Source organism: Vreelandella sulfidaeris Esulfide1, from assembly GCF_054072535.1.
The window spans coordinates 3714122-3738161 of record NZ_CM133364.1 but is presented as its reverse complement, the minus strand read 5'-3'; the positions used below and the strand labels follow the sequence as shown (position 1 = coordinate 3738161).

The following is a 24040-nucleotide window of genomic DNA, read 5'->3' as shown; positions in this document are numbered from 1 at the left end:
AGATAAAAAAGAGACAGGCATGATCAACGGACTCACTGAAGCAGAACTCTATTCACCGATCGAGTGGCAGGACCGTTCAGAAGGCTATCAGGATATTTTGTACCACACCAGTGCCGAGGGCATTGCACGCATCACCATCAACCGTCCCGAGGTGCGCAACGCCTTTCGCCCGTTAACGGTCAGCGAGATGGCTCAAGCGCTTAATCGCGCCCGTCACGATAGCGCCATTGGCGCCATTTTGCTCACGGGCGCAGGTGACAAAGCGTTTTGTTCCGGCGGTGATCAGCGCATTCGCGGTGACTATGGCGGTTACCAGGATGAAGAGGGCACCCACCATCTCAACGTGCTGGATTTCCAGCGCGATATTCGCACCTGCCCCAAACCGGTGGTGGCGATGGTGGCGGGCTACGCTATCGGCGGCGGCCACGTGCTGCATCTAATGTGCGATCTGACCATTGCGGCCGACAATGCGGTTTTCGGCCAAACAGGCCCCAAAGTGGGCTCTTTTGATGGTGGCTACGGTGCCTCCTATATGGCGCGCATTGTGGGCCAGAAAAAAGCCCGGGAGATCTGGTTTCTGTGCCGTCAGTACAGCGCCGGCCAAGCGCTGGAGATGGGTTTGGTCAACCATGTGGTGCCGCTGGGCGAGCTGGAGAAAGAGAGCGTGCGCTGGTGTCGCGAGATGCTACAGCACAGCCCCATGGCGTTGCGCTGCCTAAAAGCCGCCCTCAATGCCGACTGCGATGGCCAGGCCGGTCTACAGGAACTGGCGGGCAATGCCACCATGCTCTACTACATGACCGAAGAGGGGCAGGAGGGGCGTAACGCCTTTAACGAGAAGCGTCGCCCGGATTTTTCCCGCTACCCGCGTAACCCTTAATGCAGCTGGCGCTTTACCGCTACTCCCTACCGTTTCGTCAGCCGTTGATGTTTAAAGGCCAGCGGCTGGCGCACAGAGAAGGGCTATTAGTTTCCATCAACGGGCAATGGGGCGAGATTGCTCCGCTGCCCGGCTTCTCGAATGAAAGCCTGGCGGAAGCTGAAGCCGAAAGTCTGGCCTGTTTGACTGCTATGAGCCGAGGCGAAAAAGTCTCCCCAACGCTGCCTTCGGTGCAGTTTGGGTTTGACTGCGCTCAGCGCTCTTGGCCAAACAACCTTTCTGCGCCTTTGCCGCCCTACCCGCTACTCCAGGGAGCCCCTGCAGAGCTCATCGAGTCTTTTTCAACCGCCAATTGGCAAGCGTCGCCACCGTCTCGACTCAAGCTAAAGGTGGCACGCTACGCCATGGAAGAAGAGCTGGCACTGATCGAGCAGCTTGCCAAATGGCTCCCCGCTACCCAACTGATTTTGGATGCCAACGGTGGCTGGACGCATAAAGAAGCCCAGCGCTTCTGCGAGCGCCTACCCCTTGAACATATCGACTACCTGGAAGAGCCCTGCGCTGCTTTTGCTGACACTATCGCCGTAGCAGACGCCACTGGGGTGGCCATTGCCCTGGATGAAACGCTATCCCGCCGGGAAAAGTGGTATTGCCACCCTCAGCTTAAAACCCTGGTAATCAAACCCATGCTGATCGGCTCGTTAAGAGACTGCGAGGCACTCGTTCAGCGAGCGCGGGCGGGTAACCTACGCGTGGTGATTTCCTCCAGCTTTGAATCTGATTTAGGACTTGGTCTGCTTGCTCGGTTGGCTAGTGAGTGGGCGCCCAATGAGCCGCCGGGGCTGGACACGGGCCACTGGCTTACCGAGCGCATTATCACTGCCACTGGCGAAGTGATGACAGAAAACTTGCACTGTCTCTCTAAAATGGAAAAATTCAGCGTGAAAGATACTTGCCCTATTCACTACTGGGCTAAAGAGACCCCTACGCATATTGCGATAGAGGCTGGCTCGGTAATGCTAAGTTATCGGACGCTCAATCGTCGCGTGGCGTCTTTAGCACAGCAACTGGCCCGGAAAGGTTTTGTGCCGGGTGATCGGCTAGTGGTTCCCGCGAAAGGCTCGCTTGAATCCTTGCTGCTGGCGTGGGCCTGCCTGCGGGCCGGGGTTGTTTTCTGCCCGCTTAACCCAGCGTTCCCTGTTACCCAGCAACTCAAGTTAGCCAACCGTTTGCAGGCTGACCGTGTTTGCCAAACGGAAAGCGACGATGATTACTCCTCACAGCTAACGCCGATTACCCTCGATTTCCTGGCGGAAGCTAATGTAGGTGAGCCGACAGAGCTCGATGGCAGTCAGCTCTGCAACACCATTTTTACCTCTGGCTCTAGCGGCACGCCTAAGGCGGTGTTACATAGTGTGGCCAATCACTTGGCTTCCGCGCGTGGTTCAGCGTCGTTTATACCCATTGATCAAAACAGTGGCTGGCTGCTTTCGCTGCCGCTGTTTCATATTGGCGGCTACGCTATCCCGTTTCGTGTTTTTCTCGCCGGTGGGCGGGTGATTCTCGATGACGATCCGCAAACGCTGCCAGCACGTCTTGAGCAGCAGTCAATCACCCACCTCTCTCTGGTACCTACTCAGCTTTGGCGACTGTTGAAAGCGGGCTTTACGCCCCAGCGCACTCAACTGCGCGAACTGCTGCTAGGTGGCGCGGCGATACCCGCGCCGCTGGTGGCGAAGATGACATCACTGGGGCTAACGCCGAAGGTTAGTTATGGGCTGTCCGAGATGGCCAGCCAAGTCTGCACTGGTATCCCCACCGCACCGGGCGTCGTCGGCAGGCCGCTGCCAGGCCGCGAAGTGAGGATTGTCGAGGGTGAGATACAGGTGCGCGGCGAGACCCTGTTCAGCGGCTACTTGAATCACGGCGAGGTTGATCCAGCCCTCAATGGCGAGGGCTGGTTTGCTACCCGCGACAAGGGGCACTTCACTTCGGAAGGCGCGCTGGTGGTGGAAGGGCGGCTCGATAACGGTTTTATCTCCGGCGGCGAGAATATTCAGCCGGAAGCAATTGAGCAGCGTTTAGTCGACCACCCCAGCGTCGCCCAGGCGCTGGTCGTACCGGTGCCCCACCCCGAGTGGGGAGAGCGCCCGGTGGCGTTTATCGATTGGCATGGGGAAACCGTGACAGAGCAGGCGCTAAGCGCCTGGGTACGCGAGACGCTACCCGGCTTTATAGTGCCCGACGCCTGGCTAGCCTGGCCTCCAGGAGTGGGTTTTAAGCCTTCCCGAAAGCAGTTCTCTGAGCTGGCGCGGGCACACGCAAATTTAGCCGTTTAGCGACATGACCTTTTAGGCTTTGCCTCATTATTCAGCTTATTCAGCTAGGTCAGCGCCAGCAGCGTCCAGCATGGCATGGAGTAGAACGTTGCAGCCTGCATGAACGTGCTCTGGTGTAGCGCTCTCAATTTCGTTGTGACTAATGCCATCCTTGCAAGGAATAAAGATCATCGCGGCGGGGGCCACACGACCCACAAACATCGCATCGTGGCCGGCACCGCTGATGATATCCATGTGGGAGAGATTGAGCTTCTCTGCTCCTTGGCGCACTGCATCCACGCACGCTTTATTGAAGTATTCAGGCGCGAAATTGGCAGTGGGCTCTAATTGGTATTCAAGGCCGTGGCGCTGACAAATCTCCTCAACAGCAGCGGTGACTGCCTGGCCCATGGACTCAAGCGCTTCAGGCTCCCAGTGGCGCATATCCAGGGTCATTTTGACCTGGCCTGGAATGACGTTACGGGAACCAGGGTGCAGCGTCATGCAGCCGACCGTGCCACGCCCGTGGGGCTGATGATCAAAGGCGATACGGTTGAGCGCTTGGGTGACTTCGGCCGCGCCCATCATAGCATCCCGGCGCAGGTTCATCGGCGTAGGGCCCGCGTGGGCTTCAAGCCCGGTCAGCGTTAAGTCGAACCACTTCTGCCCGAGCCCGCCGATCACCACGCCAATGGTGGTGTCGGTATCTTCCAGGATCGGCCCCTGCTCAATGTGCGGTTCAAAATAAGCTTTTATCTCATCTGGTGAGACGCTATCGCTGCCGCGGTAGTGGATGGCATCCAGTGCATCGCTCACCGTCACGCCATCGGCATCGGTGCGCGCCATCATGGCGTCAAATTCCAGCTCACCGCTGAATACGCCGGAGCCCATCATGCAGGGCGGAAAACGGCAGCCTTCTTCGTTAGTCCAGGCGACGACTTCGATAGGGGATTGCGTGGTGATGTTGTGCTGGTTAAGGGTGCGAATCACTTCCAGGCCTGAGAGTACGCCGAAGCAGCCGTCGTATTTGCCGCCAGTAGGCTGACTATCAAGATGGCTGCCCGCCATCACGGTTTTTGCGTTGGGATCGCTGCCTTCACGGAGGGCAAAGATATTGCCGATAGTATCGATCCGAATCGTGCAGCCCTCGGCGCGGCACCACTGGATAAATAGGTCGCGTCCTTGTCGTTCTAGATCGGTAAGCGCCTGCCGATTGACGCCGCCTTTAGCGGTGGCGCCTAGTTTGGCCATCTCCATCAGTGAATCCCAGAGTCGGTCGCTGTCGGTACGTAGGTCAGCTAGGGCGATTTTCGGTTCAGTAAGCGAGTTCATATGACTTCCTTTTATTGAGCACGGGCGAAGCTGGCGACTCCTCGGTTTATTGTTCGGCTCCATTGCTAGCGTAGAGATAAAAAAGATGGCGTTACGTATAAATTCTCTAACGTGAACAAAAGAAAAGCGTAATTTTATAAACGTGTCTGGTGACGCATGCTGAGGTAACGCCGCCTATTGATGGAGCTGGACACATGTTTGAACTAAAAAGCAATGCAACCCCGCAAGCTTCTGAGGGCGCTGGTGAAGAACGCCGCGCCCACACCGTGCTTAATCAGCATTACTGGATGCCGTTTAGCTCGAATCGAGATTTTCGTGCCAACCCGCGTGTGATTACCGGGGCGGAAGGGCGTTACTACATCGATGACCAGGGCCGTAAGCTGTTCGATTCGCTTTCCGGGTTATGGACCTGCGGCGCGGGCCATAACCGCGAAGAGATTCAAAAGGCTGTCGCGGCGCAATTGGGCAGCCTTGATTTTGCCCCCGGCTTTCAGATTGGCCATCCATTGGCATTCAAGCTGGCGGAAAAGGTTGCAAGCCTGACGCCTGCCGGGCTTGACCATGTGTTTTTCACCAACTCTGGATCAGAAGCCGCCGATACCTCGGTCAAGATGGCCAAGGCTTATTGGCGGTTAAAAGGAAAACCTGAGAAAACCCGCATGATTGGCCGCGCTAAGGGCTACCACGGGGTCAACATTGGCGGCACCAGCCTGGGTGGGATTGGCGGCAATCGCAAACACTACGGTCAGTTGATGGATGTAACGCATCTACCGCACACCCTCCAGGCGGGCCACGCCTACACCCGTGGTCAAGCGGAAACCGGTGCTGAGCTCGCCGATGCGCTGCTCGATCACATTGCGTTGCATGATGCCTCCACCATTGCGGCGGTGATTGTCGAGCCGATGTCCGGCTCGGCCGGTGTGATCGTGCCGCCCAAAGGTTATCTAGACCGTCTGCGCGAAATCTGTACCGCCCACGATATTCTGTTGATTTTCGACGAAGTGATCACCGCCTTTGGGCGCAGCGGCGCGACCACAGGCGCCGAAGCCTTTGGCGTGACACCGGACATTATGAACGTGGCCAAGCAGATCACTAACGGCGCAGTGCCGATGGGCGCAGTGATCGCTTCTAGCGAAATATTCGATACCTTTATGCACGCCGGTGGCCCTCAGCATGCCGTGGAATTCACCCATGGCTACACCTACAGCGCCCACCCTGTGGCCTGCGCTGCAGGGTTAGCAGCGCTGGAAATGATGGAGCGTGAAAACTTCCCTGCCCAGGTGAGTGCCATCGCACCCACCTTTGAGCAGAAGCTGCACGCATTGAAAGGCCGCAATCACGTTGTCGATATTCGTAACTACGGCTTGGCCGGGGCTATTCAGCTAACCCCCCGCGACGGCGACCCAACGATTCGCCCACGGGATGCCCACATGGCGCTCTGGGAAGCAGGTTTCTACGTGCGCTACGGCGGCGACACGCTGCAGTTTGGCCCTCCCTTTGGCTCTACCGAGGCTGAGCTTGAGCGCCTGTTCGACGCCGTTGCGACTACCTTGGATTCGTTAGCCTAATCTACTGATCAATTTCAGCGAGTTTAACTATAAAGAGTTTAACTATAGAGAGTTTCACTATGAGTGTTGTTTCCCACCTAATTAACGGTGAGTTAGTCGAGAGTCAGCGCACGCTGGATGTCACCAATCCCTCAACGGGCAAAGTGATCCGCCAAGTCGCTGACGCGAATGCCGCCGACGTAGAGCGTGCTATTACTGCCGCCCAGGCTGCTTTTCCCGCTTGGCGCGATACGCCACCCGCCAAGCGCGCCCAGGTGATGTACCGTTTTAAGCAGTTGCTGGAAGAGCATGCTGACCGCCTGGTGCAATTGGTCAGCGAAGAGCACGGCAAAACTCCCGAAGATGCGATGGGCGAACTCAAGCGTGGCATCGAAAACGTGGAGTACGCCTGCGGTGTACCGGAACTACTCAAAGGCGAGTACTCCCACAACGTAGGGCCGGGCATTGATGCCTGGTCAAACTTCCAGCCCTTAGGCGTAGTCGCGGGCATTACCCCGTTTAACTTCCCCGCCATGGTGCCGCTGTGGATGTACCCCATGGCAATTGCCTGTGGTAATACGTTTATCCTCAAGCCATCTGAGAAAGACCCGTCCGCATCCATGGCCGTGGCCGAACTGCTTCAAGAAGCGGGGCTGCCTAAAGGCGTGATGAACGTGATTCACGGCGGTCGCGAAGCAGTGGAAACACTCTTGGATGCCAAAGCCGTTAAAGCCATTTCGTTTGTCGGCTCAACGCCGGTGGCGGAAGCTATCTACTCTCGTGGTTCAGCCGCCGGTAAGCGCGTTCAGGCATTGGGCGGGGCGAAGAACCATGCTGTCGTGCTGCCGGATGCCGACCTGGAAAATGCCGCCAACACGCTAATGGGCGCGGCGTTTGGCAGTTGCGGCGAGCGCTGCATGGCGATCTCGGTCGCCGTCTGCGTGGGTGATGAAACCGCCAATCGGCTGGTGGAAACCATGCTGCCCAAAATCGCTCAGCTGAAAGTGGGCCCCGGCACCGAGAAAGGCTTGGATATGGGCCCGTTGGTAACAGCAGAGCACCGCGATAAAGTGCTCGGCTTCATCGAAGAAGGCATTAACGCCGGTGCAACGCTCGTCGCTGATGGCCGCAGCCTTAAAGTGGCTGGCCATGAAGAGGGCTATTTTGTCGGCGGCTGCCTGTTCGATAACGTCACCGCTGAGATGCGCATTTATCAGGAAGAGATCTTCGGGCCTGTGCTGTGCGTGGTGCGGGTTGGTAGCCTGGACGATGCCATGAAGCTAATTAATGACCACGAATACGGTAACGGCACCTGCCTGTTTACCCGCGATGGTGAAGCTGCTCGCCGCTTTACCGATGGCATTGAAGTGGGAATGGTAGGGGTCAATGTGCCGCTTCCCGTGCCGGTGGCTTATCACAGCTTTGGCGGCTGGAAGCGCTCGTTGTTTGGCGACCTACACGCTTACGGGCCTGACTCGGTGCGCTTCTATACCCGCCGCAAGGCGGTGTCCCAGCGCTGGCCATCGGTCAGTGAAGCAACCCAGGCTGAGTTCTCGTTCCCTGCCAATCAGAGTTGACGTCTTGGGGTAACTAGGACATCTTCTCAGCACCATCGCCACGCGATGGTGCTTTTTTTGGTACGTACTTCAGGCGTAAAAGGGACGAGGATAGCGTGGCGAGAACCCAGGACGAAATTCGTCAAACCAACGTTAAGAAGATTCTCCAGGCGGCTGAGCAGTTGTTTGCTGAGAAGGGCTATGCAGGTGCCTCCATGGGCGAGATCGCCCAACTGGCCGATATTCCCAAATCCAACGTGCACTACTACTTCTCTACCAAAAAAGCGCTCTACCAGGATGTGTTGCTGGAGCTTTTGGAGATATGGAAGCAGGACGCGCTCTGCTTTGAACTCTACGATGACCCGCGCGTGGTGCTATCTACCTATATTCGCGCCAAGATGAATCACTCCCGCAACCGCGCCCACGGCTCGAAAGTATGGGCCGCCGAAGTCATGCAGGGCGCGCCGATCCTTAAAGATCGCCTGCGCGACAACCTCTATGAATGGGCCAAGCTCAAGGAGGCCAAAATCAGCGAATGGATTGAAACGGGCCAGATCAATCCTGTCGAGCCTTCCTATCTGCTGTATATGATATGGGCCTCCACACAGCACTACGCTGATTTCGACTACCAAATCTGCCTGCTCAACGACGATCAGCCACTGGACGACCTGCAGTTTGAAAAAGCGGTGCAGTCGGTGACCTCGGTGATCCTGCGAGGGATTGGGCTGACAGCTTAGCCCTCCTCCGAGCCTACCTGCTCAGCAATCAAACACAAAAGCTCATACATGATAGTGGCACCCAGCAGTGCCGTGTTGCCGCTGGGGTCGAAGGGTGGGGAGACTTCTACCACGTCGGCACCGATAAGCGGTAGGCCGCGAAATCCGCGCACTAGCTGCAGGGCTTGCAGACTGGTGAGGCCGCCTACTTCCGGGGTGCCGGTGCCTGGGGCGAAAGCGGGGTCGATGCTGTCGATATCGAAGGATAGATAAACCGGGCCGTTGCCGACCACGCGTCGTGCTTCGGCGATAGTTGCCTCGATACCTAGCGCATCTACCTCTTCCATAAACATCACCCGCATGCCGCTGGCGGCGGAGTAGTCCCACCCTTGGGTAGTGTTTTGGGCGCCGCGAATGCCAATTTGCACCGTGCGTTTGGGGTCGATAAGGCCCTCTTCGCAGGCGAGCCGGAAGGGGCCGCCGTGATGAAATTTCGAGCCCTGAAACTCGTCCCAGGTGTCGGTGTGGGCATCGATATGTATCAAGCCTACCGGGCCATCGGCTGCCAAGCCGCGCAGGATGGGGTAGGTGATGGAGTGGTCGCCCCCGGCGCTGAGCGGGATCACCCCTGCTCGGCGAATGGCTGAGTAATAAGCGGCAATATCATCAGAGACCTGCTTAAGGTCGTAGATCGATGAAAAGCGCACATCCCCGATGTCGGCAATACGTGCCTGGGCAAACGGGTCCAGCCGGGTGACATGGTGCAGGCTGCGCATCATGCTCGACTGGTTGCGAATCTCACGCGGGCCGTGGCGAGCGCCCGGGCGATTACTAACGCCGCCATCAAACGGAATGCCGACCAGGGCAATATCAAGCTCCTCTAACGATTCGGCTAGCGGCGCACGCATGAAACTGGCTATTTCACGATAGCGTGGCTCTTGGTGCGGTAGGTAGCTTTCGCCGGTGGCGGCATTGCGGCGAATGCCGTCGGTGCCCTTGGCCATGTGGTTCTCCTTATCGGGTTAAGCTCGCCAGACTGGCGGCCAGTAGTTGAGTGCCTGCGACGGCATCATCGAGTTCGGTATGCTCATCAGGGTGGTGACTCAGGCCATCGCGGCAGGGCACAAACAGCATCGCCGTTGGGCAGTGGTTGGCGAGGTGAATCGCATCGTGAAAGGCACCCGATACTAATCGGGGTGCAGTAATCCCCAGTTCGTGGGCGGTGTCATCCAGCAGGGCGGTGAGTGTGGCGGGAAACGCCACTGGCTCAACGCGCGATAGCGATGTCAGTGTTGCTTGGCAGCCCGCCCATGTCTGTTGGGCGAGCACATTGAATTCGGCTTCCAACGCTTTTAGCGTCGCGGCTTCCGGGTGGCGTAAATCAATAGTGAAGGTGACCTGGTCGGGAATGGTATTCACCGAACCAGGGCTGACCGCAAACTTGCCAATGGTAAAACGCACGCGGTCTTCGCTATCCCGGGCGGCCTCCCGCAGCGCGGTTGCCAGCGCGCAGGCGCCCTCTAACGCATCGCGGCGCATGGCGCGCGGGGTGGTGCCCGCGTGGTTGGCGCTTCCGGATACGGTGACTTCAAACCAGCTAACGCCTTGAATACCTTCCACGACGCCTGCTGACGCACCCTGGCGCTCCAGGATCGGGCCTTGCTCAATATGCAGTTCTAGAAAGGCATGCATCGGGGTCGCCAGGGGGCGGCGGGGCACGCCGGCAGCGTCCAGTTCAGCCAGGCAAGTATCTAATGCACTTCCCAGGCTGACGCCGTCGCTGTCTTCGATCTGGCGGGTTTCCTCCATGCTGCGTACGCCGCAGAATACCGCCGAACCGGAGGTGCCAGGGGAAAACCGCGCCCCCTCTTCATTGGTCCAGCTCACCAGCGAGAGAGGTCGGCTCGGGGTGAAACCAACCTGTTTCAATGCACGTAGTGCCTCGAGCCCTGCCAGCACGCCCAGCGCACCATCGTACTTGCCGCCCGCCGGTTGGCTATCCAAGTGACTGCCCGTGACGACTGGCTCAAGTGTGGGGTCGCTACCGGGCACATCAAGAAACACGTTGCCGATAGCGTCGACGCTGGCCTTGGCACCCAGGGCGCTTGCCTGCTCGATCAACCAAAGCCGGGCGCGGGTGTCGTTATCATCAAGCGCCAAACGCGCCACGCCGCCATCGGAACGGCCGCCCATCATCGCTACGTTTGCCAGGTCATTGGCCAAGCGTTCTGGACTTACCGCTGCGGCGATAGTCGCCGGGTCGATAGCGGGCTTGTCGGTTGGCTCATTAAGGCGGCTTGTCATCAGGCTCTCCTGGGCGATGGTTATGCGTAGACTTCGAAATGTACCTCGACAGGCACACAGTCTGCTCCATTGATGGGAATAATGTCTTGGGGGCAGGCGGACATGGCGACGATACAGTCCATCTCAGCGCGTAGCTCCACATAGTCACCGGGTTTGGAAACGGGTGGGCACCAGTCGACTTTCATTTGTTCATTGACTGGAATATTCATCCATAGGTTGAGGGGCTGGGGTACCTCGGGGGTGACAACGCCTATCGCTTGCATGGCTAACCGCAGGTTGTCGGCGCAGCTGTCGTGGTAGCCCTCAACGCCCAGCGTCATGTAACGGAAAAGGTCGCAGGCGGCCATTAGCGTGTCGTGGATACCCGGCGACGTGTCGGCGGTGAGGGTCATGATTGGGCGGCGGCGGTTACTGATCAGCGGATCGCCTACCTGGGGAATCAGTGCGCTCAACCAGGCACGCCCGTGCTCCCAAGACATGAACTCGTTAATGTTATCAGTGCTAAACGCCCAGGTGTCGCATACTTGGGTGCCGTGAGTATTAATAATACGGATGGTTTGGCCGGCTTTTAGACGCACCGCTCGCCCGCCACGGGCGGCCACTTCGTAGCGCTCGCCTAATACCGGCGTGCCGTCGGGGGAGATGGGGTTTTCCAAGCTGTGGTTATGGCCGCAAGGTTCGCTGTTGCTGCGTGGCAGTTGCTCAATGCGAGCGTGGTCAAAGCGTGTATCAGAACTCATGGGATGCTCCTGGTGTTTTAATCGTGTTGAGGTGACTGAATCAGTCGATATGGCGCTCGCGCCAGGTGTTAAGAAACTGCTGAAGACGTTCGCTTTTTGGTTGGCGGAATAGGGTTGCGGGTGGGCCGCTCTCGACCACGCGGCCTTGATCCATAAAGATCACGCGGTCAGCGACTTTAGCGGCAAAGCCCATTTCGTGAGTGACGATCACCATGGTCATGCCGTCGGCGGCCAGCTTTTTCATGACATCCAGCACTTCGCCAACGAGTTCAGGGTCGAGCGCCGACGTAGGCTCATCGAAGAACATCACTCTGGGTTTCATGGCGAGCGCCCGCGCGATGGCCACTCGCTGCTTCTGGCCACCGGAAAGGCTCTCTGGAAAGTGACCCGCACGATCGGCAAGGCCGACCTGTTCGAGCATGGCCATGCCTTCCGTGTCGGCTTCCCGACGGGAAAGGCCGTTGACCAGCCGCAGCGCTTCGGTCACGTTCTCCAGCGCGGTGCGATGGGGCCATAGGTGAAAGTGCTGGAAGACCATGCCCACCGGTGCACGTACTTCGTCGACGCGTTTTTCACTGGTGCGCACGCGTTTACCGCTGCGATCCTCAAAGCCCAACAACTGACCGTCGATATAGACGCTGCCATGATCGTAGGGCTCCAAAAACGCCAGGCAGCGCAGCAGGGTGGATTTACCCGAACCGGAGGGGCCTATCACACAGACCACCTCGGAAGGGGCGAGGCTGAAGTCGATATTGGTCAGCACTTCCAGGTCGCCAAACTGCTTGCTGATGCCGTGTGCCTCGACAATCGACTTCTGGCGCGCGGGCGATGAGGATGAGAGCGTGTCAGCCATGGACATGGGGAGTAGCTCCTTGTTGAGCGGCAGGGCGTGGTTGACGATTGGCCAGACGCTTTTCCAGCGCATAGCCGCCACGGGCAATCAGCTCGATCATTAGCCAGTAGAGCAGGGCAACGGCCAAGTAGGGCTCGATGACTTGAAAGGTCTGGTTGACGATAGTGGTGGCGTTTTTGGTCAGGTCATCTACTGAGATGATTGAAATCAGCGCAGACTCTTTCACCAAAATGATCAACTGATTAGTACCCGGCGGCACGATCAAGCGTGCCATTTGCGGAATCTGAATGCGTGTCAGCGCATGCCAGCGAGAGATGCCGAGCATCCGCGCCGCCTCCAACTGGCCTTTGGGAATCGACTTGAAGCCGCCACGATAAATTTCTGCAAAATAACCGGCACCATAAAAGCCAAGCCCCACTACGCCTGCGACGCTGGCGCTCAGCGTCAAGCCAATGCTGGGGCCGCCGTAATAGAGCAGGAACAGCAGAATCAGCAGGGGGGTGCCGCGGCAAAGCTCTACGTAGCAGGCGACCGGGTAGCTGAACAGGCGTGGGTTGGCCAGACGCAGTGCGGCAAGCACCAGACCCAGCGAAAGCGCCAGTAGGCAACCTGTAAAGCAGATCCATAGCGTGTTCCAGAAACCTTGTAGGATCAGGCCACGCACTTCCCATAGCAGGGTAATATCGAACATAGCGGGCATCTCCTATTCGGTGGCCAAACCGCCGCTCATACGGCGTTCCAGGTGAGCGCTGAAACGCGCCAGCACCAAATTGACCGCGAGATACAGCAGCGCGGCAGCCAAATACGTTTCCAGCGGCTGAAAGGTACGCGAGGCGATCTGCTCGCTAACGCGCATCAGTTCAGTCACCGCGATGACCGAGATCAGCGAGGAATTCTTGAGGATGGTGATGATCTCGTTGGTCAGCGGTGGCAGGGTGAGGCGAAAGACCTGCGGCATGATGATGCGCCTGCGGGTTTGCCATGCAGAGATGCCCGCCATGCGCGCTGCCTCGATTTGCCCGGCGGGTATATGGCTGATGCCGCTGCGGAAAATTTCCGATTGGAAGGCTGCCGTGTTCAGCGTCAGCGTCAAAATGGCGGCGGTAATAGGCGCGATCTCAATACCGACTTCGGGCAACAAATAGTAGACCAGCAGTAGTTGCAGCAGGATGGGGGTGCCGCGCCAAAAGCTACGGTAAAGCCCGCAGGGCCAGCGCAATAGGCCATAGCGGCTGGTCAAGCCGAAGGCCAGTAAGACACCTAACACTAGGCCCAGGGCGATGGCGGAAAGCGAGACCACCAGGGTGGTGGCCAAGCCTTCAAGCAGCACAGGGTAGTGGTTGAACAGGATCTCAAGCATGGGTCATCCAGAAAGCGAAGTAGTGCGGCTAGGTCAACGACAAGCTGTCTTACTCAGCTGCAGGCAGTTCCAGCGGCAGATCCATCGGGCTACCAAACCATTTTTCCTGCAGTTCATTTAGGGTGCCGTCTTCATTGAGGCGTTGAATCTGCTCGTCCATGAAGGCGTTTAATGACGCGCTCTCTTCGTCGTCGCGGCCAGCCCAGGAGAAGTAAACCGGGTCACCGAAGGTGCCGACCACTTCAAACATATCAGGACGGGTGCGTTCGGCTTCGAGCAGGTTAGGCAGGCTGTTGATCACCACATCGACACGGCCGGTTCCCAGCTCGGCATAGGCCTCATCCACGCCGGTGTAGGTGCGGATGTCCTCAACGGGAGTACCCGCTTCCTCTAGCTCGGCGGCCAGGGCTTCCAGCGCTTCTAACTGAGCGGAGCCTGCCTGGGCAGCGGCTACCTTACCGGCGATATCTTCTGGTGAGCTTATACCCTCTTCGCCCGCACGCTTGAGAATCGCCATGGTGGCGTCGGCAATGGGCGCGCTTAAGTGGTAGCGCTCCATACGTTCCGGCGTGGCGGTGACCGAGGTGATCACGTAGTCAAAGCGCTCGCGCTCCAGCCCCGGCAGAATGCCTTGCCAGGGGAGATCCATGCGGATCAGTTCGACACCCTCAAGCTCGGGCATGATGTGTTCCATGATATCGGCGGAGTAGCCGACGATTTCGCCCTCTTCGATATATTCGAATGGCGCAAAGCGTGCTTCTGTACCCACGGTAAAGGTGCCTTCCGAACGAATGTCTTCAAGCAGATCGCTGTGGGCGGTAGTGGCGAAGCTAACGCCAAGTAGGAGGCTAGCGGTGATAGTGGGGATGCGTTGCATGGGGATGCTCCTCGGGGTGGTGATACTCGAAACAAAGGCGAAGGCCTGTTGAACAAGAACCCCTTGAGTTAAGCAGGTGTGATGCAACAATAAAATTGCTATCTTTCGATGTTCATACCCGTTTTGTTGATGTTAATTGCACTAACGTGGAGCATGCTGATGAAACTCTCCGCCGCCGACCTTAAAAGCCTTTCCGTATTTCTTGCCGTTACCGAACATCGTGGATTTGCCGGTGCCCAGACGGCACTGCACATGAGCCAGTCAGCGGTGAGTTTTCATATCCGCGCGCTTGAAGAGCGGGTGGGGTTTACCGTTTGTCGTCGGGGTAGGCAGGGATTTGAACTGACCGAACGGGGCGCCATTGTGTATGAGCGCGCTAAATTGCTGCTTGCTTCGGTAGACGATTTTGATAGTGAAATGAGCGAGCTACGCAGCTCGGTTTACGGCACGCTGCGACTAGGTGTGGTCGATAACACCATCATGGATGTGGATCTTGATCTGCAGGGTGTGATTGGCGAGTTTCTGCGCAAGAACCCTAAGGCACGACTTAATATCACTGTGGGCAGCCCTGATCGCTTGATTGGCGACATTGCTAATGGTGAGGTGCAATTAGGCATTCTACCGGAAACGGCACAGATGGAAGGCTTGCAGCACCGCCAGGTCTATACCGAGATGCACGGCATTTATTGCGCAAAACGGCACCCACTGTTTGGCCGCGATAGCGCACAATTAACGGTTGAAGAAGTGATCAAACATCCCTTTGTAGTGCGCCCTTATGCCAATCTTCAGGAGCTTAAAAGCTTCCCCAGCGCGCAAGTTGGCGCCCATGCCTCAAATATGGAGGCCCAGGCGCTGCTGATTTTAAGCGGTCACTTTATCGGTAACTTGCCCCACTACTACGCTAGCCACTGGGTGGAGCGAGGCGAACTCAAAGCGCTGCTACCGGATCAAGTCGAGATCGCTTCGCCGTTTTGTGTCGTGACCCGGGCAGGGCGCCGCCCCTCGCTGATCGTGCGTACCTTTATTCAGGAGCTGGTGGCCCGGCTTTGGCAGCAGTCGCATCTCGTGGACGCCTACAAAGGGGATGAGTTACTGTCTAATGCCAGCACGATTGATACTTCTTAATCCGCCAAAAAATTGCTATTGCCCCCCTTGAAAGCCGTTTGAAAGCTCCTATTTTGCAGATTACGGAGGCGCTGCTCTCTGGCGTGGCTGCCTCTTTTGATTATCTGTCTACTCTAGGAGGTGTTCGCTATGTTTGACGAACTCAAGCGTTTTGAAACCGGCTCGCCTCGACAGTTTGACTGGTTTAGTCAACTGCTGGACGGCTTCTTTCCCGATGGTAATGCGATGGATATTCGCTCGGTGCCGCGGGGTAGCTTTCCGATGACTAACGTCGCCCGCAGCGATGACGCCGTGCGCGTCTATGTGTTTGCTGCCGGGTTGGCACCCTCGGACCTGACCATTGATGTACAAGACAATGTGCTCACCCTGCGTGGCAAACGCGAACCGGTAGGGGCCAGTAACGAGGATGGTAGCTCGCGCCCGGTATTTCGCCGTGAGCGCCCCAGTGGTGAGTTCGTGCGGGCTATCGCACTGCCTGACGGTCTAGATGCCGATCGGGCTGAAGCGCGCCATGCTCATGGCGTGTTTGAGATTGTGCTGCCTAAGCGGGAGGAGCTAAAACCGCGCCGTATTGATGTTCAGGCAGCCTGAGTCATGTTTATGAACCTTGATTAAGGAGGCGATAAACCATGAATAATGTTGTTCGTTCATCTAACCACTCTCCACTTCAGCGGCATGATGAAGACAAGCGCTCTCAGGAGACCTTGCTGCCAGCGGTGGATATCATTGAGGAGTCTAACGCTCTCAAGTTGATAGCGGATATGCCCGGCGTGACGCATGAAACGCTAAAAATTGAGCTCGACAACAACGTGCTGAGCTTGGAAGGTGAAATAGCGTTGAGCATGCCCGACGGGATGAGTGCGCTGCATGCCGAGGTGCGGGGTCAGCGCTTTGCGCGGCGTTTTAACCTCAGCCACGAAGTGGATAGCGACGCCATTACGGCCACTATCGTCAATGGTGTGCTGACGCTAACGCTGCCCAAAAAGGATAGCCACCGCACGCGACGCATCGAAGTCCAGGCGGCATAACGCGATTGGCAAACTTACTGCCCCGTGTTTTTCCTTTAGTACATGGGGCGGTACTTTCCCAGGTTATATTTAAGCTCTATGCTCTATTGAAGAAGTGTTTGACGTACACTTACACTTTATTACAAATTAAGAGCAAAGGAGTGTTTCATGACCACCGATATAGCCGCTTTGCTCGGCAACGATGCCGAGAGCCTTCTTAACCATACGTGTCAGGGAATTCGCCGCGATAGTTTGCATTTACCCGGCCCCGACTTCATCGACCGGGTCATGATCGATAACGACCGCAGCCCAGCGGTGCTGCGTAACATGCAAAGCTTCTTTAACCATGGCCGCTTAGCAGGCACCGGCTACCTTAGCTTGCTGCCAGTAGATCAGGGCATTGAACACTCGGCAGGCGCTTCTTTTGCGCCTAATCCGCGCTACTTCGATCCGGCCAATATTGTTGAGCTGGCACTTGAAGGCGGCTGTAACGGTGTGGCCTCGACGCTCGGTGTTTTGTCTTCAGTGGCGCGACGCTACGCCCATAAAATCCCAATGATGCTGAAGCTTAACCATAACGAGACGCTAAGCTACCCGGCGATATACGACCAAACGCTGTTTGCCGAAGTAGAGCAGGCGCACGATATGGGGTGTGTGGCTGTCGGGGCAACCATTTACTTTGGCTCTCACGAGAGCCGTCGGCAAATCATGGAAATCAGTGAGGCCTTCGAGCGCGCCCACCAGTTGGGGATGGTGACGGTATTGTGGGCTTATTTACGTAACCCCGCCTTCAAGCAGGACGGCACCGACTATCACGTGTCTGCCGACCTCACCAGTCAGGCTAACCACATGGCCGCCACCCTTAAGGCGGATATCGTCAAACAAAAACTGCCTGAGAATAACGGCGGCTACACGGCGGTCGGTTTCGGTCATACTCACGATAATGTGTATAGCGAACTGACCACGGATCATCCTATTGATCTGGCCCGCTACCAGGTCGCCAACTGCTTTATGGGGCGTGCAGGATTGATTAACTCCGGCGGCGGCTCCAAAGGGCACACTGATCTCGGTGACGCGGTGCGTACCGCTGTCATTAACAAACGCGCCGGGGGGATGGGCTTGATTTCGGGACGCAAAGCGTTCCAAAAGCCAATGAACGAAGGCGTTGACCTGCTGCATGCCATTCAGGATGTCTACCTCTCCAAAGACGTAACGATTGCCTGATCGCAGCGAGTACTATGGCGGCCAAAAGTGCTGCTAAAAGGGGCGTTTAGCACCGGTCATAACGCTACTGATATGTGGTTAACACGCCCCTTCCAATGACTAGCGCACTACCACTCACCGTCACCAATCCTGGCTTAATGGGCCCGTTGGCGGCGGTGTAGATCACGCTTGGTCGTCCCATCTCAACACCCTGATGAACCCGGCAATGTAAGGCGTTGGATTGTCTGGATTGTCTGGATTGTTTATTGGCTAAATAGCCGGTGAGTGCTGCCGCTGCACTCCCGGTGGCGGCGTCTTCGCACAGGCCATGCTCTCTTGAGAACATCCGGCTGCGAAGCACTGTTTCTGCATTATCCGATGTCTCAATCACATACAGGTATACCTGTTCGGCGCTGCTGGATGCCACGGCTTTTGCCCACACGGCTTCGGATATCTTTATGTGTTGCAGGGCAGTCAGGTCGCTCAACTGAATAAGATGAAAAGGCAGGCCGCAGGAGGCAATCACCGGATCGCCAATAACCTGATGACGGCCAAGGCCGAGTAGTATCGCTGCGCTGGCGTGATCAAGCGTGCTGTCTGTCAATTTGGCCGCCTGAGCGGTGGTAAATGTTGCTCTTCCCTTCTCATAGCTTATCGCCAGCTCACCCACGGGCGGCTGCAGCACGAGCGTTTGTTGCCGGTCAATCAAGCCGAGCTCGGCGAGTAGCTGCGCGGTACCCACCGTCGGATGGCCGGCAAAGGGCAGTTCTTGGGTCGGCGTAAAAATACGCATTGGGTAGTGGTTAGGCCCAGTGGCGGCACCTAAAAACACTGTTTCGGCTAGATTCAGCTCCTTGGCCAACGCCTGCATGGTGCTGGCATCGAGTCCATCGGCATTTAAAAATACCGCTAACTGATTGCCCATAAAGGGCTGGTCGGTAAAGACGTCGAGTAAATAGTACTCAGCGCTTGTCATACGGCCCCCTTGCTATCGATGTCTGTTTCCAAAATGCCTTACGTCCTTCTCTGAGCGCCTGTGTGCGGCTAATGCCAATATCTTTTAGCAACCTGTCATCAAGTGCTAGCAGCTGGCGGCGGCTGCGGCGGTAGTCTCGGTAGCAGCGTAATTGATAGCGCAGCTGAGTGAGGCTGAAGCGTGGCATGGCGATCCCTCCGGTAGTTTGCCTACTTAGCTTACTCAGCACGCTAATTTTGATACAGATATAGGATTTTTTATTTTATAGATACAGATGCTGTGTATTATGTCTCTGTATGGCGATTTAAATAGGCAACTGTACTGCTTGGGAAGGGGGTGGCGCATGACACGCTATGAAGAGGTCGCGGCTATACTGCGCGAGCGCATCGAGCACAATATTTATCGCGTAGGTGATCGACTCCCCTCTATTCGTGCGGTGTGTCAGGAGCTGGACGTTAGCATTTCAACGGCCCAGGAGGCCTACCGGCAATTGATGGATGTGGCGCTGATCGAATCGCGCCCCAAGTCTGGCTACTTCGTTTTGCCAAGTAGGGTGCCTGCGGTGTTGCCATCGGTTTCACGCCCAGCACAGCGGCCGCTGGATATTTCCCAGTGGGATCAGGTACTGGAACTGGTCGCCACCCAGCGAGACGATAACCGGCTCCTGCTCGGGCGTGGAGTGCCCAACCTTGAGTATGAATCGTTGCGGCCATTGTCGAAGATTTTAGCGGGTCTGCACCGCAGTACGGAGCTAAACGGTTTTAATTACGACAAGCTGAGCGGGAGCCCAGAGTTGCGCCAGCAGGTGGCGCGGCTGGCGGTTGCCTCCGGTTGTTTGCTGCACCCAGACGACATCATGATTACCACTGGTTGCCAGGAGGCGCTGGCGATTTCGTTGCGTACTCTCACCCAGCCCGGTGATGTGGTGGCGGTGGATTCACCTAGCTTTTACGGCACCATGCAGATACTTAAAGCTAATGGCTTAAAAGCACTGGAGATACCCACCGATCCCCAAACCGGTATTAGCTTGGAGGCGTTGGAGCTGGCCCTGGAGCAGTGGCCGATCCGCGCCATTCAGGTAACGCCGACCTTCAACAACCCGCTGGGTTACACCATGCCGGAAGCACGCAAGCGCGCGCTTTTTCAGCTTGCCCAGCGCTTCGATGTGGCGATTATCGAAGACGATATCTACGGCGACTTATCGTTTAGCCTGCCTAGGCCGCGCACCGTGAAATCCTTCGATGATGATGGGCGCGTCCTGCTGTGCAGTGGTTTTTCCAAGACGGTAGGGCCTGGCTTGCGGGTGGGCTGGCTGGCACCGGGGCGCTATCGCGATCAGGCGCTGCATATGAAGTACGTCTCTACCGGCGCCTCGGCCACGCTGCCGCAGTTGGCGGTAGCGGAGTTCGTCGCCAAAGGGCACTATGAGCGCCATGTCCGTTTCGCCACTCGTCAGTATCAACGCCAGCGCGATATCATGATCAGTTGGGTGCAGCGCTACTTCCCCGCGGGGGCGGGTATCAGCTACCCACAGGGCAGCTTTTTGCTGTGGGTTGAGTTACCCGCTGCGGTGGATTGTGTGCGGCTCAACCAGCGCTTAGCGCAGCGTGCGATCCATGTGGCACCGGGCTCGCTGTTCTCTGCCTCGGGTAAATTTCGCCAATGTCTGCGTCTAAATTATGCGTTTACGCTAACCCCTGAGATCGAAGCGGCCGTGCGTACGGTGGGCGAACTTGCCACCGAGATGGTGGAAGAAGCGCAGGCACATGTAGCTGTGCTGGGATGAAGGCTCGATCACGGGCCTCACAAGGTGAGGTTGCCCTGGCGTACTTCCAACTGCTCCAGGCGCTGCTTCAAGAGCGCTGGAAAACGGGCATACCAGGTTTGATTGAGCGGAGAGGGGTGAGGAAGCGGATAGAGCGTAAAGGTCTGTGTCTCGCCGCGATCATCCTCCAGCGTCACCTCAATACTGCTTTCAAAGCGGTCTTCTTGCTTCCAGAAGGCTTCAAGGCGAGCGCGCTCCTCCTTCGAGCGGCCGATACCGAACCACAGGAAGGCTTCGCGCCCCAGCGTGATTAGAGTACGCCCTTCCCAGCGGGAGATCAGAATCTCGTTCATCAAGCCGTGAAAGTGGCGTTTGACCTTCATGGACCACGCCTTGTTGCCGACAGGCTTGTAAGGCACGGTGTTGATCCAGAAAAAGTGCTCGCCCACGGCGCGTGAGGCCTCGAAGTCCGGCATTTTCTCGCCGTGAAGCTGCTCGTAAAGCGCCTTTCTGACCAACTGCCCGCCGGCCCCGATGAAAGGTTCGCCGTGGCGTACCTCATCACGCCCTGGGTCGCGCCCAAAAAAGCCGATGCGCAGATTCGGCTTGCCAAGCCCGATGATCGGCTCCAGCGGGTCGCGGTCGAAGCGTTCGTAGACTTCGACATCGATCCCTTCGACCTCTGCCGCCAGCGCTCTGAATTTCTCCTGCTGTTGCGGGGTTAATGACATCTTGCATCCTCCTTGTTGCAACCGGGCACCTGATTCAATCGAACCGTCTTTGCTCAATCAAGCCATTCCTGCGCTGTGCGCCATAGGCACATACCGATGAAATAAACGGATGCCATACCCCAACCCCACAGTGCCCAGGTGGCGTGTTCGGGGGTTGAAAGCACCAGTGACACGGCACATGCGAACCATGCCAGCGTGACGGCGATATTGAGCGGCATAAACAGGCGAACCCGAAACGGGTGAAGAAACTTCATCCTTGTCACGGTGAGTACGGCCAAAAAAATGATAGCGGCAAACGCGATGTAAGGCGGGAAATCGAGAATATAAAAATATACCGCAACGATATTCCAGGCAGCAGGAAAGCCAACGAAGAAATTATCCTGGCTTTTCATATTGACGTTGCAGAAACAGAACATGGATGACAGCAGAATGATGAAGACGGACAGCAGCGCTAGATTAGGCGGCAGTTCTATGAAGAAGTAGATAAAAAGGGCAGGAATGAAAGCCCAGGTAAGGTAATCGATGACCATATCAAGGGTCGAGCCATCGAAATAGGGCACCAGGGACTTCACTTCATACTTACGCGCCAAGGTGCCATCGAATCCATCGACCAGCATCGCCGCGCCTAGCCAGAGGAGACAGGCGACCGGATTGTTGTCGATGAGTGAGAGCATCGCCATTGTGCCGAGCAGTACGCCGCTGGCAGTAAACGCATGCACGCTCCAAGCCTTACATATCGAAGCGCGAGACCCAGTCTGCGAAGAGAACGGTTGAACCACGTTGACCCCATTGGGAACGTGTTGTCCCCTTGCTGTTTTGGTTTAAAGCTATGCTTGTAAAGCACGATACACTACTACAAGAATGAATCGAGAAAATACGCTGGCACCCCAACCCTTACTGTATCGCTACAGTGTAATAGCTACTCTGAGGAAACGACTAATGACCACCATTCGCGCCGCCACCATGCACGACCTTGATGCGTTAGCCGAACTATTAGACGGCTACCGGCAGTTTTACGAACAGCCAAGTAATGTGCAGGCGGCGCGTGACTTTCTACGCCAGCGCTTTGGTCAGGCGGATTCGCGCATTTTGGTCAGCGAAAACGGCGAAGGGGCGTTGACTGGCTTTGTTCAGCTTTATCCAGGGGTATCCACGGTGGGGCTAAATGCGCGTTGGACGCTGAATGACCTCTTTGTGTGTCCCGATGGGCGTGAAAGGGGGACGGGTAGGGCGTTGATGGAAGCCGCAACCCAGCTTGCCCGCGAGCATGGTGTAGCGCGCCTGATCCTCATGACGCAAATCGAGAACGAGCGCGCGCAACACCTTTATGAATCGTTAGGTTGGCAGCGTAATACTGCGTTTTATGGCTATTTATTGGATATATAGTAAGCGCTGTCATGGTTAAGGGTAATTAAACCAGCCTCACCCGGAGCTTGCACACATTCACCGACTGGGTATGGATGAGCTGGCCCAAGCCATCTGGCTTAGCCAAGCCACGCAGGCGTGGTGATCTTGGTGGGATCGCGCTGCATGATGATTTCGCCATGGCGTACCGACAGCAGTACCTCGCCCTGGGTGCGCAGTACGCTGTAATCATCCTCGCCGTCCAGCAGGTTGAAGCTGGCGGGTTTGCCTACTTCAATGCCGTAACGATCTTCAATATTCAGCGTGCGGGCACTGTTGTCGGTAATCAGTGAAAGCGCTTGGCTGAAATCCTGATAGCCCATCATTTGGCAGATATGCAGGCCGAAATCCAGCGAGCGCAGCAGTTTGCCGTTACCTAGCGAGTACCAGGGGTCGACGATGGAATCTTCGGCAAAGCACACATTGATCCCTGCCTCGTTGAGTTCTTTCACGCGGGTGACGCCGCGGCGTTTGGGGTAGCTGTCGAAGCGCCCCTGCAGGTGGATGCTTTCGGTGGGGCAGGAGACAAAGTTGATACCCGAGCGTTTGAGCAACAGAAATAGCTTGGAGCAGTAGGCGTTGTCGTAAGAGTGCATTGCAGTGGTATGGCTGGCGGTCACGCGGCTGCCCAACTCGTTAAACAGGGCTTCGCAGGCCAGCACTTCAAGAAAACGCGAGTTGGGATCATCGATCTCGTCGCAGTGAACATCGACCAAGCGGTCGTACTTGATTGCCAGTTCGATCACCCGCTTCATGGACGCCACGCCCAGTTCGCGGGTGTATTCAAAATGGGGAATGCCGCCGACCACATCGGCGCCGATTTCCAGCGCTTCTTCGAGCAGTTTTTCACCCCCTGGGTAGGAGAGCAGGCCGTCTTGCGGAAAGGCAACCACCTGGATGTCGATCTTATCTTTCAACTCGTCGCGCAGGGCGCACAATGTTTTGATTCCTACCAAACTAGGGTCGCTGGTATCGGCGTGGGTGCGCACAAACTGAACGCCGTTGCTGATCAGCAGGTTAAGCGTTTTCAGCGCCCGCTCGCGAATATCGGCCTCCGATAGCATTGGCTTGCGTTCACCCCAGCGCTCAATTCCTTCGAACAACGTGCCGCTCTGGTTCCAATTGGGCTCCCCAGCCGTCAGCGCTGCATCCAGATGGATATGGGGCTCAATAAACGGCGCACAAACAAGCTGGGCGCCCGCGTCGATCTGACCTTCGCTCGGCGTTTGCGGCGCGTCTTGGGCAGTAATGGCCGTGAACACGCCATTGTCTATTTCAAGTCGATAAAGCTCAGGGCGCTGACGTAGGCGGGCGTTAATGATCTGCATATCCAAAATAGGGCTCAC

24 protein-coding genes are annotated in these 24040 nt (G+C 56.8%); 11 read left to right on the top strand and 13 right to left on the bottom strand.

Annotation, left to right across the window (positions count from 1 at the left end; genetic code table 11):
- Window positions 1–19: 19 nt before the first annotated feature.
- Both menB and menE read left to right on the top strand, forming a co-directional pair.
- Window positions 20–880: a 1,4-dihydroxy-2-naphthoyl-CoA synthase gene (menB, locus tag ACW44H_RS17375; protein ID WP_457505780.1), complete on the top strand. Its 861-nt coding sequence runs from the start codon at window positions 20–22 to the stop codon at window positions 878–880.
- The gene (gene menE / locus ACW44H_RS17370; protein ID WP_457505779.1) at window positions 880–3219 is read left to right on the top strand and encodes an o-succinylbenzoate--CoA ligase; all 2340 of its coding nucleotides are present in this window, start codon (window positions 880–882) and stop codon (window positions 3217–3219) included. Before menB ends, menE begins: the two co-directional genes overlap by 1 nt.
- Window positions 3220–3255: 36 nt before the next feature.
- Here menE and ACW44H_RS17365 read toward each other — a convergent pair whose 3' ends face one another.
- The gene (locus ACW44H_RS17365; protein WP_457505778.1) at window positions 3256–4530 is read right to left on the bottom strand and encodes a Zn-dependent hydrolase; all 1275 of its coding nucleotides are present in this window, start codon (window positions 4528–4530) and stop codon (window positions 3256–3258) included.
- A gap of 194 nt (window positions 4531–4724) precedes the next feature.
- Between ACW44H_RS17365 and ACW44H_RS17360 the strand changes: the two genes are divergently transcribed.
- From ACW44H_RS17360 to ACW44H_RS17350, 3 genes are all read left to right on the top strand, one after another.
- Complete coding sequence (locus ACW44H_RS17360) at window positions 4725–6098, top strand: aminotransferase class III-fold pyridoxal phosphate-dependent enzyme (protein WP_457505777.1); 1374 nt, start codon at window positions 4725–4727, stop codon at window positions 6096–6098.
- A gap of 59 nt (window positions 6099–6157) precedes the next feature.
- Entirely contained in the window at window positions 6158–7654 is a 1497-nt protein-coding gene (locus ACW44H_RS17355; RefSeq protein ID WP_457505776.1) for a CoA-acylating methylmalonate-semialdehyde dehydrogenase, read from the top strand.
- A gap of 95 nt (window positions 7655–7749) precedes the next feature.
- Complete coding sequence (locus tag ACW44H_RS17350) at window positions 7750–8370, top strand: TetR family transcriptional regulator C-terminal domain-containing protein (RefSeq protein ID WP_457505775.1); 621 nt, start codon at window positions 7750–7752, stop codon at window positions 8368–8370.
- On the opposite strand, the gene speB is transcribed toward ACW44H_RS17350, so the two are convergent.
- From speB to ACW44H_RS17315, 7 genes are read right to left on the bottom strand one after another with little or no spacing between them, the layout of a single operon-like run.
- Window positions 8367–9353 (bottom strand): agmatinase, encoded by a 987-nt coding sequence (speB, locus tag ACW44H_RS17345; protein WP_457505774.1) that lies wholly within the window; start codon window positions 9351–9353, stop codon window positions 8367–8369. The two genes, ACW44H_RS17350 and speB, sit on opposite strands and share 4 nt — an antisense overlap.
- Window positions 9354–9363: 10 nt before the next feature.
- Window positions 9364–10653: a M20 family metallo-hydrolase gene (locus tag ACW44H_RS17340; protein ID WP_457505773.1), complete on the bottom strand. Its 1290-nt coding sequence runs from the start codon at window positions 10651–10653 to the stop codon at window positions 9364–9366.
- Between the two features lie 20 nt (window positions 10654–10673).
- A complete protein-coding gene (locus ACW44H_RS17335; protein ID WP_457505772.1) occupies window positions 10674–11393 on the bottom strand; it encodes a DUF1989 domain-containing protein in 720 nt (239 codons plus the stop codon).
- Window positions 11394–11433: 40 nt separating this feature from the next.
- On the bottom strand, window positions 11434–12252 hold the full coding sequence (locus ACW44H_RS17330) for an amino acid ABC transporter ATP-binding protein (RefSeq protein ID WP_457505771.1): 819 nt from the start codon (window positions 12250–12252) through the stop codon (window positions 11434–11436).
- A complete protein-coding gene (locus tag ACW44H_RS17325) occupies window positions 12239–12937 on the bottom strand; it encodes an amino acid ABC transporter permease (RefSeq protein ID WP_457505770.1) in 699 nt (232 codons plus the stop codon). Before ACW44H_RS17325 ends, ACW44H_RS17330 begins: the two co-directional genes overlap by 14 nt.
- Window positions 12938–12949: 12 nt before the next feature.
- Entirely contained in the window at window positions 12950–13606 is a 657-nt protein-coding gene (locus tag ACW44H_RS17320; RefSeq protein ID WP_457505769.1) for an amino acid ABC transporter permease, read from the bottom strand.
- A 49-nt stretch (window positions 13607–13655) separates the two neighbouring features.
- Window positions 13656–14483: a transporter substrate-binding domain-containing protein gene (locus ACW44H_RS17315; RefSeq protein ID WP_457505768.1), complete on the bottom strand. Its 828-nt coding sequence runs from the start codon at window positions 14481–14483 to the stop codon at window positions 13656–13658.
- 159 nt (window positions 14484–14642) lie between these two features.
- Between ACW44H_RS17315 and ACW44H_RS17310 the strand changes: the two genes are divergently transcribed.
- The 4 genes from ACW44H_RS17310 (at window position 14643) to ACW44H_RS17295 (ending at window position 17839) form a co-directional block, all read left to right on the top strand.
- Window positions 14643–15608 carry a LysR family transcriptional regulator gene (locus tag ACW44H_RS17310; protein ID WP_457505767.1) on the top strand — a complete coding sequence of 322 codons (966 nt, stop codon included), beginning with the start codon at window positions 14643–14645 and terminating at the stop codon, window positions 15606–15608.
- A 129-nt stretch (window positions 15609–15737) separates the two neighbouring features.
- Window positions 15738–16199: an Hsp20/alpha crystallin family protein gene (locus tag ACW44H_RS17305; RefSeq protein WP_457505766.1), complete on the top strand. Its 462-nt coding sequence runs from the start codon at window positions 15738–15740 to the stop codon at window positions 16197–16199.
- A 38-nt stretch (window positions 16200–16237) separates the two neighbouring features.
- Complete coding sequence (locus tag ACW44H_RS17300; protein WP_457505765.1) at window positions 16238–16636, top strand: Hsp20/alpha crystallin family protein; 399 nt, start codon at window positions 16238–16240, stop codon at window positions 16634–16636.
- A gap of 147 nt (window positions 16637–16783) precedes the next feature.
- Window positions 16784–17839 carry a class I fructose-bisphosphate aldolase gene (locus tag ACW44H_RS17295; protein ID WP_457505764.1) on the top strand — a complete coding sequence of 352 codons (1056 nt, stop codon included), beginning with the start codon at window positions 16784–16786 and terminating at the stop codon, window positions 17837–17839.
- 64 nt (window positions 17840–17903) lie between these two features.
- Here the strand turns inward: ACW44H_RS17295 and ACW44H_RS17290 are convergent, their stop codons facing one another.
- The gene (locus ACW44H_RS17290) at window positions 17904–18794 is read right to left on the bottom strand and encodes a PhzF family phenazine biosynthesis protein (protein WP_457505763.1); all 891 of its coding nucleotides are present in this window, start codon (window positions 18792–18794) and stop codon (window positions 17904–17906) included.
- Window positions 18781–18981, bottom strand: coding sequence for a DUF1127 domain-containing protein (locus ACW44H_RS17285; RefSeq protein WP_113269318.1), 201 nt, complete (start codon window positions 18979–18981; stop codon window positions 18781–18783). Before ACW44H_RS17285 ends, ACW44H_RS17290 begins: the two co-directional genes overlap by 14 nt.
- A 156-nt stretch (window positions 18982–19137) precedes the next feature.
- On the opposite strand from ACW44H_RS17285, the gene ACW44H_RS17280 reads away from it, so the two are divergent.
- Window positions 19138–20580 (top strand): aminotransferase-like domain-containing protein, encoded by a 1443-nt coding sequence (locus ACW44H_RS17280; RefSeq protein ID WP_457505762.1) that lies wholly within the window; start codon window positions 19138–19140, stop codon window positions 20578–20580.
- Between the two features lie 17 nt (window positions 20581–20597).
- Here the strand turns inward: ACW44H_RS17280 and ACW44H_RS17275 are convergent, their stop codons facing one another.
- Together ACW44H_RS17275 and pcsA are read right to left on the bottom strand one after the other, a co-directional pair.
- Window positions 20598–21290 (bottom strand): uracil-DNA glycosylase family protein, encoded by a 693-nt coding sequence (locus ACW44H_RS17275; protein ID WP_457505761.1) that lies wholly within the window; start codon window positions 21288–21290, stop codon window positions 20598–20600.
- A 53-nt stretch (window positions 21291–21343) separates the two neighbouring features.
- A complete protein-coding gene (gene pcsA, locus ACW44H_RS17270; RefSeq protein ID WP_457505760.1) occupies window positions 21344–22009 on the bottom strand; it encodes a phosphatidylcholine synthase in 666 nt (221 codons plus the stop codon).
- Window positions 22010–22229: 220 nt separating this feature from the next.
- Between pcsA and ACW44H_RS17265 the strand changes: the two genes are divergently transcribed.
- Window positions 22230–22676: an N-acetyltransferase family protein gene (locus tag ACW44H_RS17265; RefSeq protein ID WP_457505759.1), complete on the top strand. Its 447-nt coding sequence runs from the start codon at window positions 22230–22232 to the stop codon at window positions 22674–22676.
- A gap of 98 nt (window positions 22677–22774) precedes the next feature.
- Here the strand turns inward: ACW44H_RS17265 and codA are convergent, their stop codons facing one another.
- Window positions 22775–24022 carry a cytosine deaminase gene (gene codA / locus ACW44H_RS17260; RefSeq protein WP_457505758.1) on the bottom strand — a complete coding sequence of 416 codons (1248 nt, stop codon included), beginning with the start codon at window positions 24020–24022 and terminating at the stop codon, window positions 22775–22777.
- Window positions 24023–24040 lie beyond the last annotated feature (18 nt).

Coding starts and splice junctions, on each gene's coding strand:
- speB (WP_457505774.1), bottom strand. CDS start 9,353: ATGGCCAAGGGCACCGACGGCATTCGCCGCAATGCCGCCACCGGCGAA.
- ACW44H_RS17300 (WP_457505765.1), top strand. CDS start 16,238: ATGAATAATGTTGTTCGTTCATCTAACCACTCTCCACTTCAGCGGCAT.
- ACW44H_RS17335 (WP_457505772.1), bottom strand. CDS start 11,393: ATGAGTTCTGATACACGCTTTGACCACGCTCGCATTGAGCAACTGCCA.
- ACW44H_RS17315 (WP_457505768.1), bottom strand. CDS start 14,483: ATGCAACGCATCCCCACTATCACCGCTAGCCTCCTACTTGGCGTTAGC.
- ACW44H_RS17290 (WP_457505763.1), bottom strand. CDS start 18,794: ATGACAAGCGCTGAGTACTATTTACTCGACGTCTTTACCGACCAGCCC.
- ACW44H_RS17305 (WP_457505766.1), top strand. CDS start 15,738: ATGTTTGACGAACTCAAGCGTTTTGAAACCGGCTCGCCTCGACAGTTT.
- ACW44H_RS17280 (WP_457505762.1), top strand. CDS start 19,138: ATGACACGCTATGAAGAGGTCGCGGCTATACTGCGCGAGCGCATCGAG.
- ACW44H_RS17275 (WP_457505761.1), bottom strand. CDS start 21,290: ATGTCATTAACCCCGCAACAGCAGGAGAAATTCAGAGCGCTGGCGGCA.
- ACW44H_RS17325 (WP_457505770.1), bottom strand. CDS start 12,937: ATGTTCGATATTACCCTGCTATGGGAAGTGCGTGGCCTGATCCTACAA.
- menB (WP_457505780.1), top strand. CDS start 20: ATGATCAACGGACTCACTGAAGCAGAACTCTATTCACCGATCGAGTGG.
- ACW44H_RS17365 (WP_457505778.1), bottom strand. CDS start 4,530: ATGAACTCGCTTACTGAACCGAAAATCGCCCTAGCTGACCTACGTACC.
- ACW44H_RS17360 (WP_457505777.1), top strand. CDS start 4,725: ATGTTTGAACTAAAAAGCAATGCAACCCCGCAAGCTTCTGAGGGCGCT.
- ACW44H_RS17310 (WP_457505767.1), top strand. CDS start 14,643: ATGAAACTCTCCGCCGCCGACCTTAAAAGCCTTTCCGTATTTCTTGCC.
- ACW44H_RS17340 (WP_457505773.1), bottom strand. CDS start 10,653: ATGACAAGCCGCCTTAATGAGCCAACCGACAAGCCCGCTATCGACCCG.
- ACW44H_RS17295 (WP_457505764.1), top strand. CDS start 16,784: ATGACCACCGATATAGCCGCTTTGCTCGGCAACGATGCCGAGAGCCTT.
- ACW44H_RS17265 (WP_457505759.1), top strand. CDS start 22,230: ATGACCACCATTCGCGCCGCCACCATGCACGACCTTGATGCGTTAGCC.
- menE (WP_457505779.1), top strand. CDS start 880: ATGCAGCTGGCGCTTTACCGCTACTCCCTACCGTTTCGTCAGCCGTTG.
- ACW44H_RS17285 (WP_113269318.1), bottom strand. CDS start 18,981: ATGCCACGCTTCAGCCTCACTCAGCTGCGCTATCAATTACGCTGCTAC.
- codA (WP_457505758.1), bottom strand. CDS start 24,022: ATGCAGATCATTAACGCCCGCCTACGTCAGCGCCCTGAGCTTTATCGA.
- ACW44H_RS17320 (WP_457505769.1), bottom strand. CDS start 13,606: ATGCTTGAGATCCTGTTCAACCACTACCCTGTGCTGCTTGAAGGCTTG.
- ACW44H_RS17330 (WP_457505771.1), bottom strand. CDS start 12,252: ATGTCCATGGCTGACACGCTCTCATCCTCATCGCCCGCGCGCCAGAAG.
- ACW44H_RS17355 (WP_457505776.1), top strand. CDS start 6,158: ATGAGTGTTGTTTCCCACCTAATTAACGGTGAGTTAGTCGAGAGTCAG.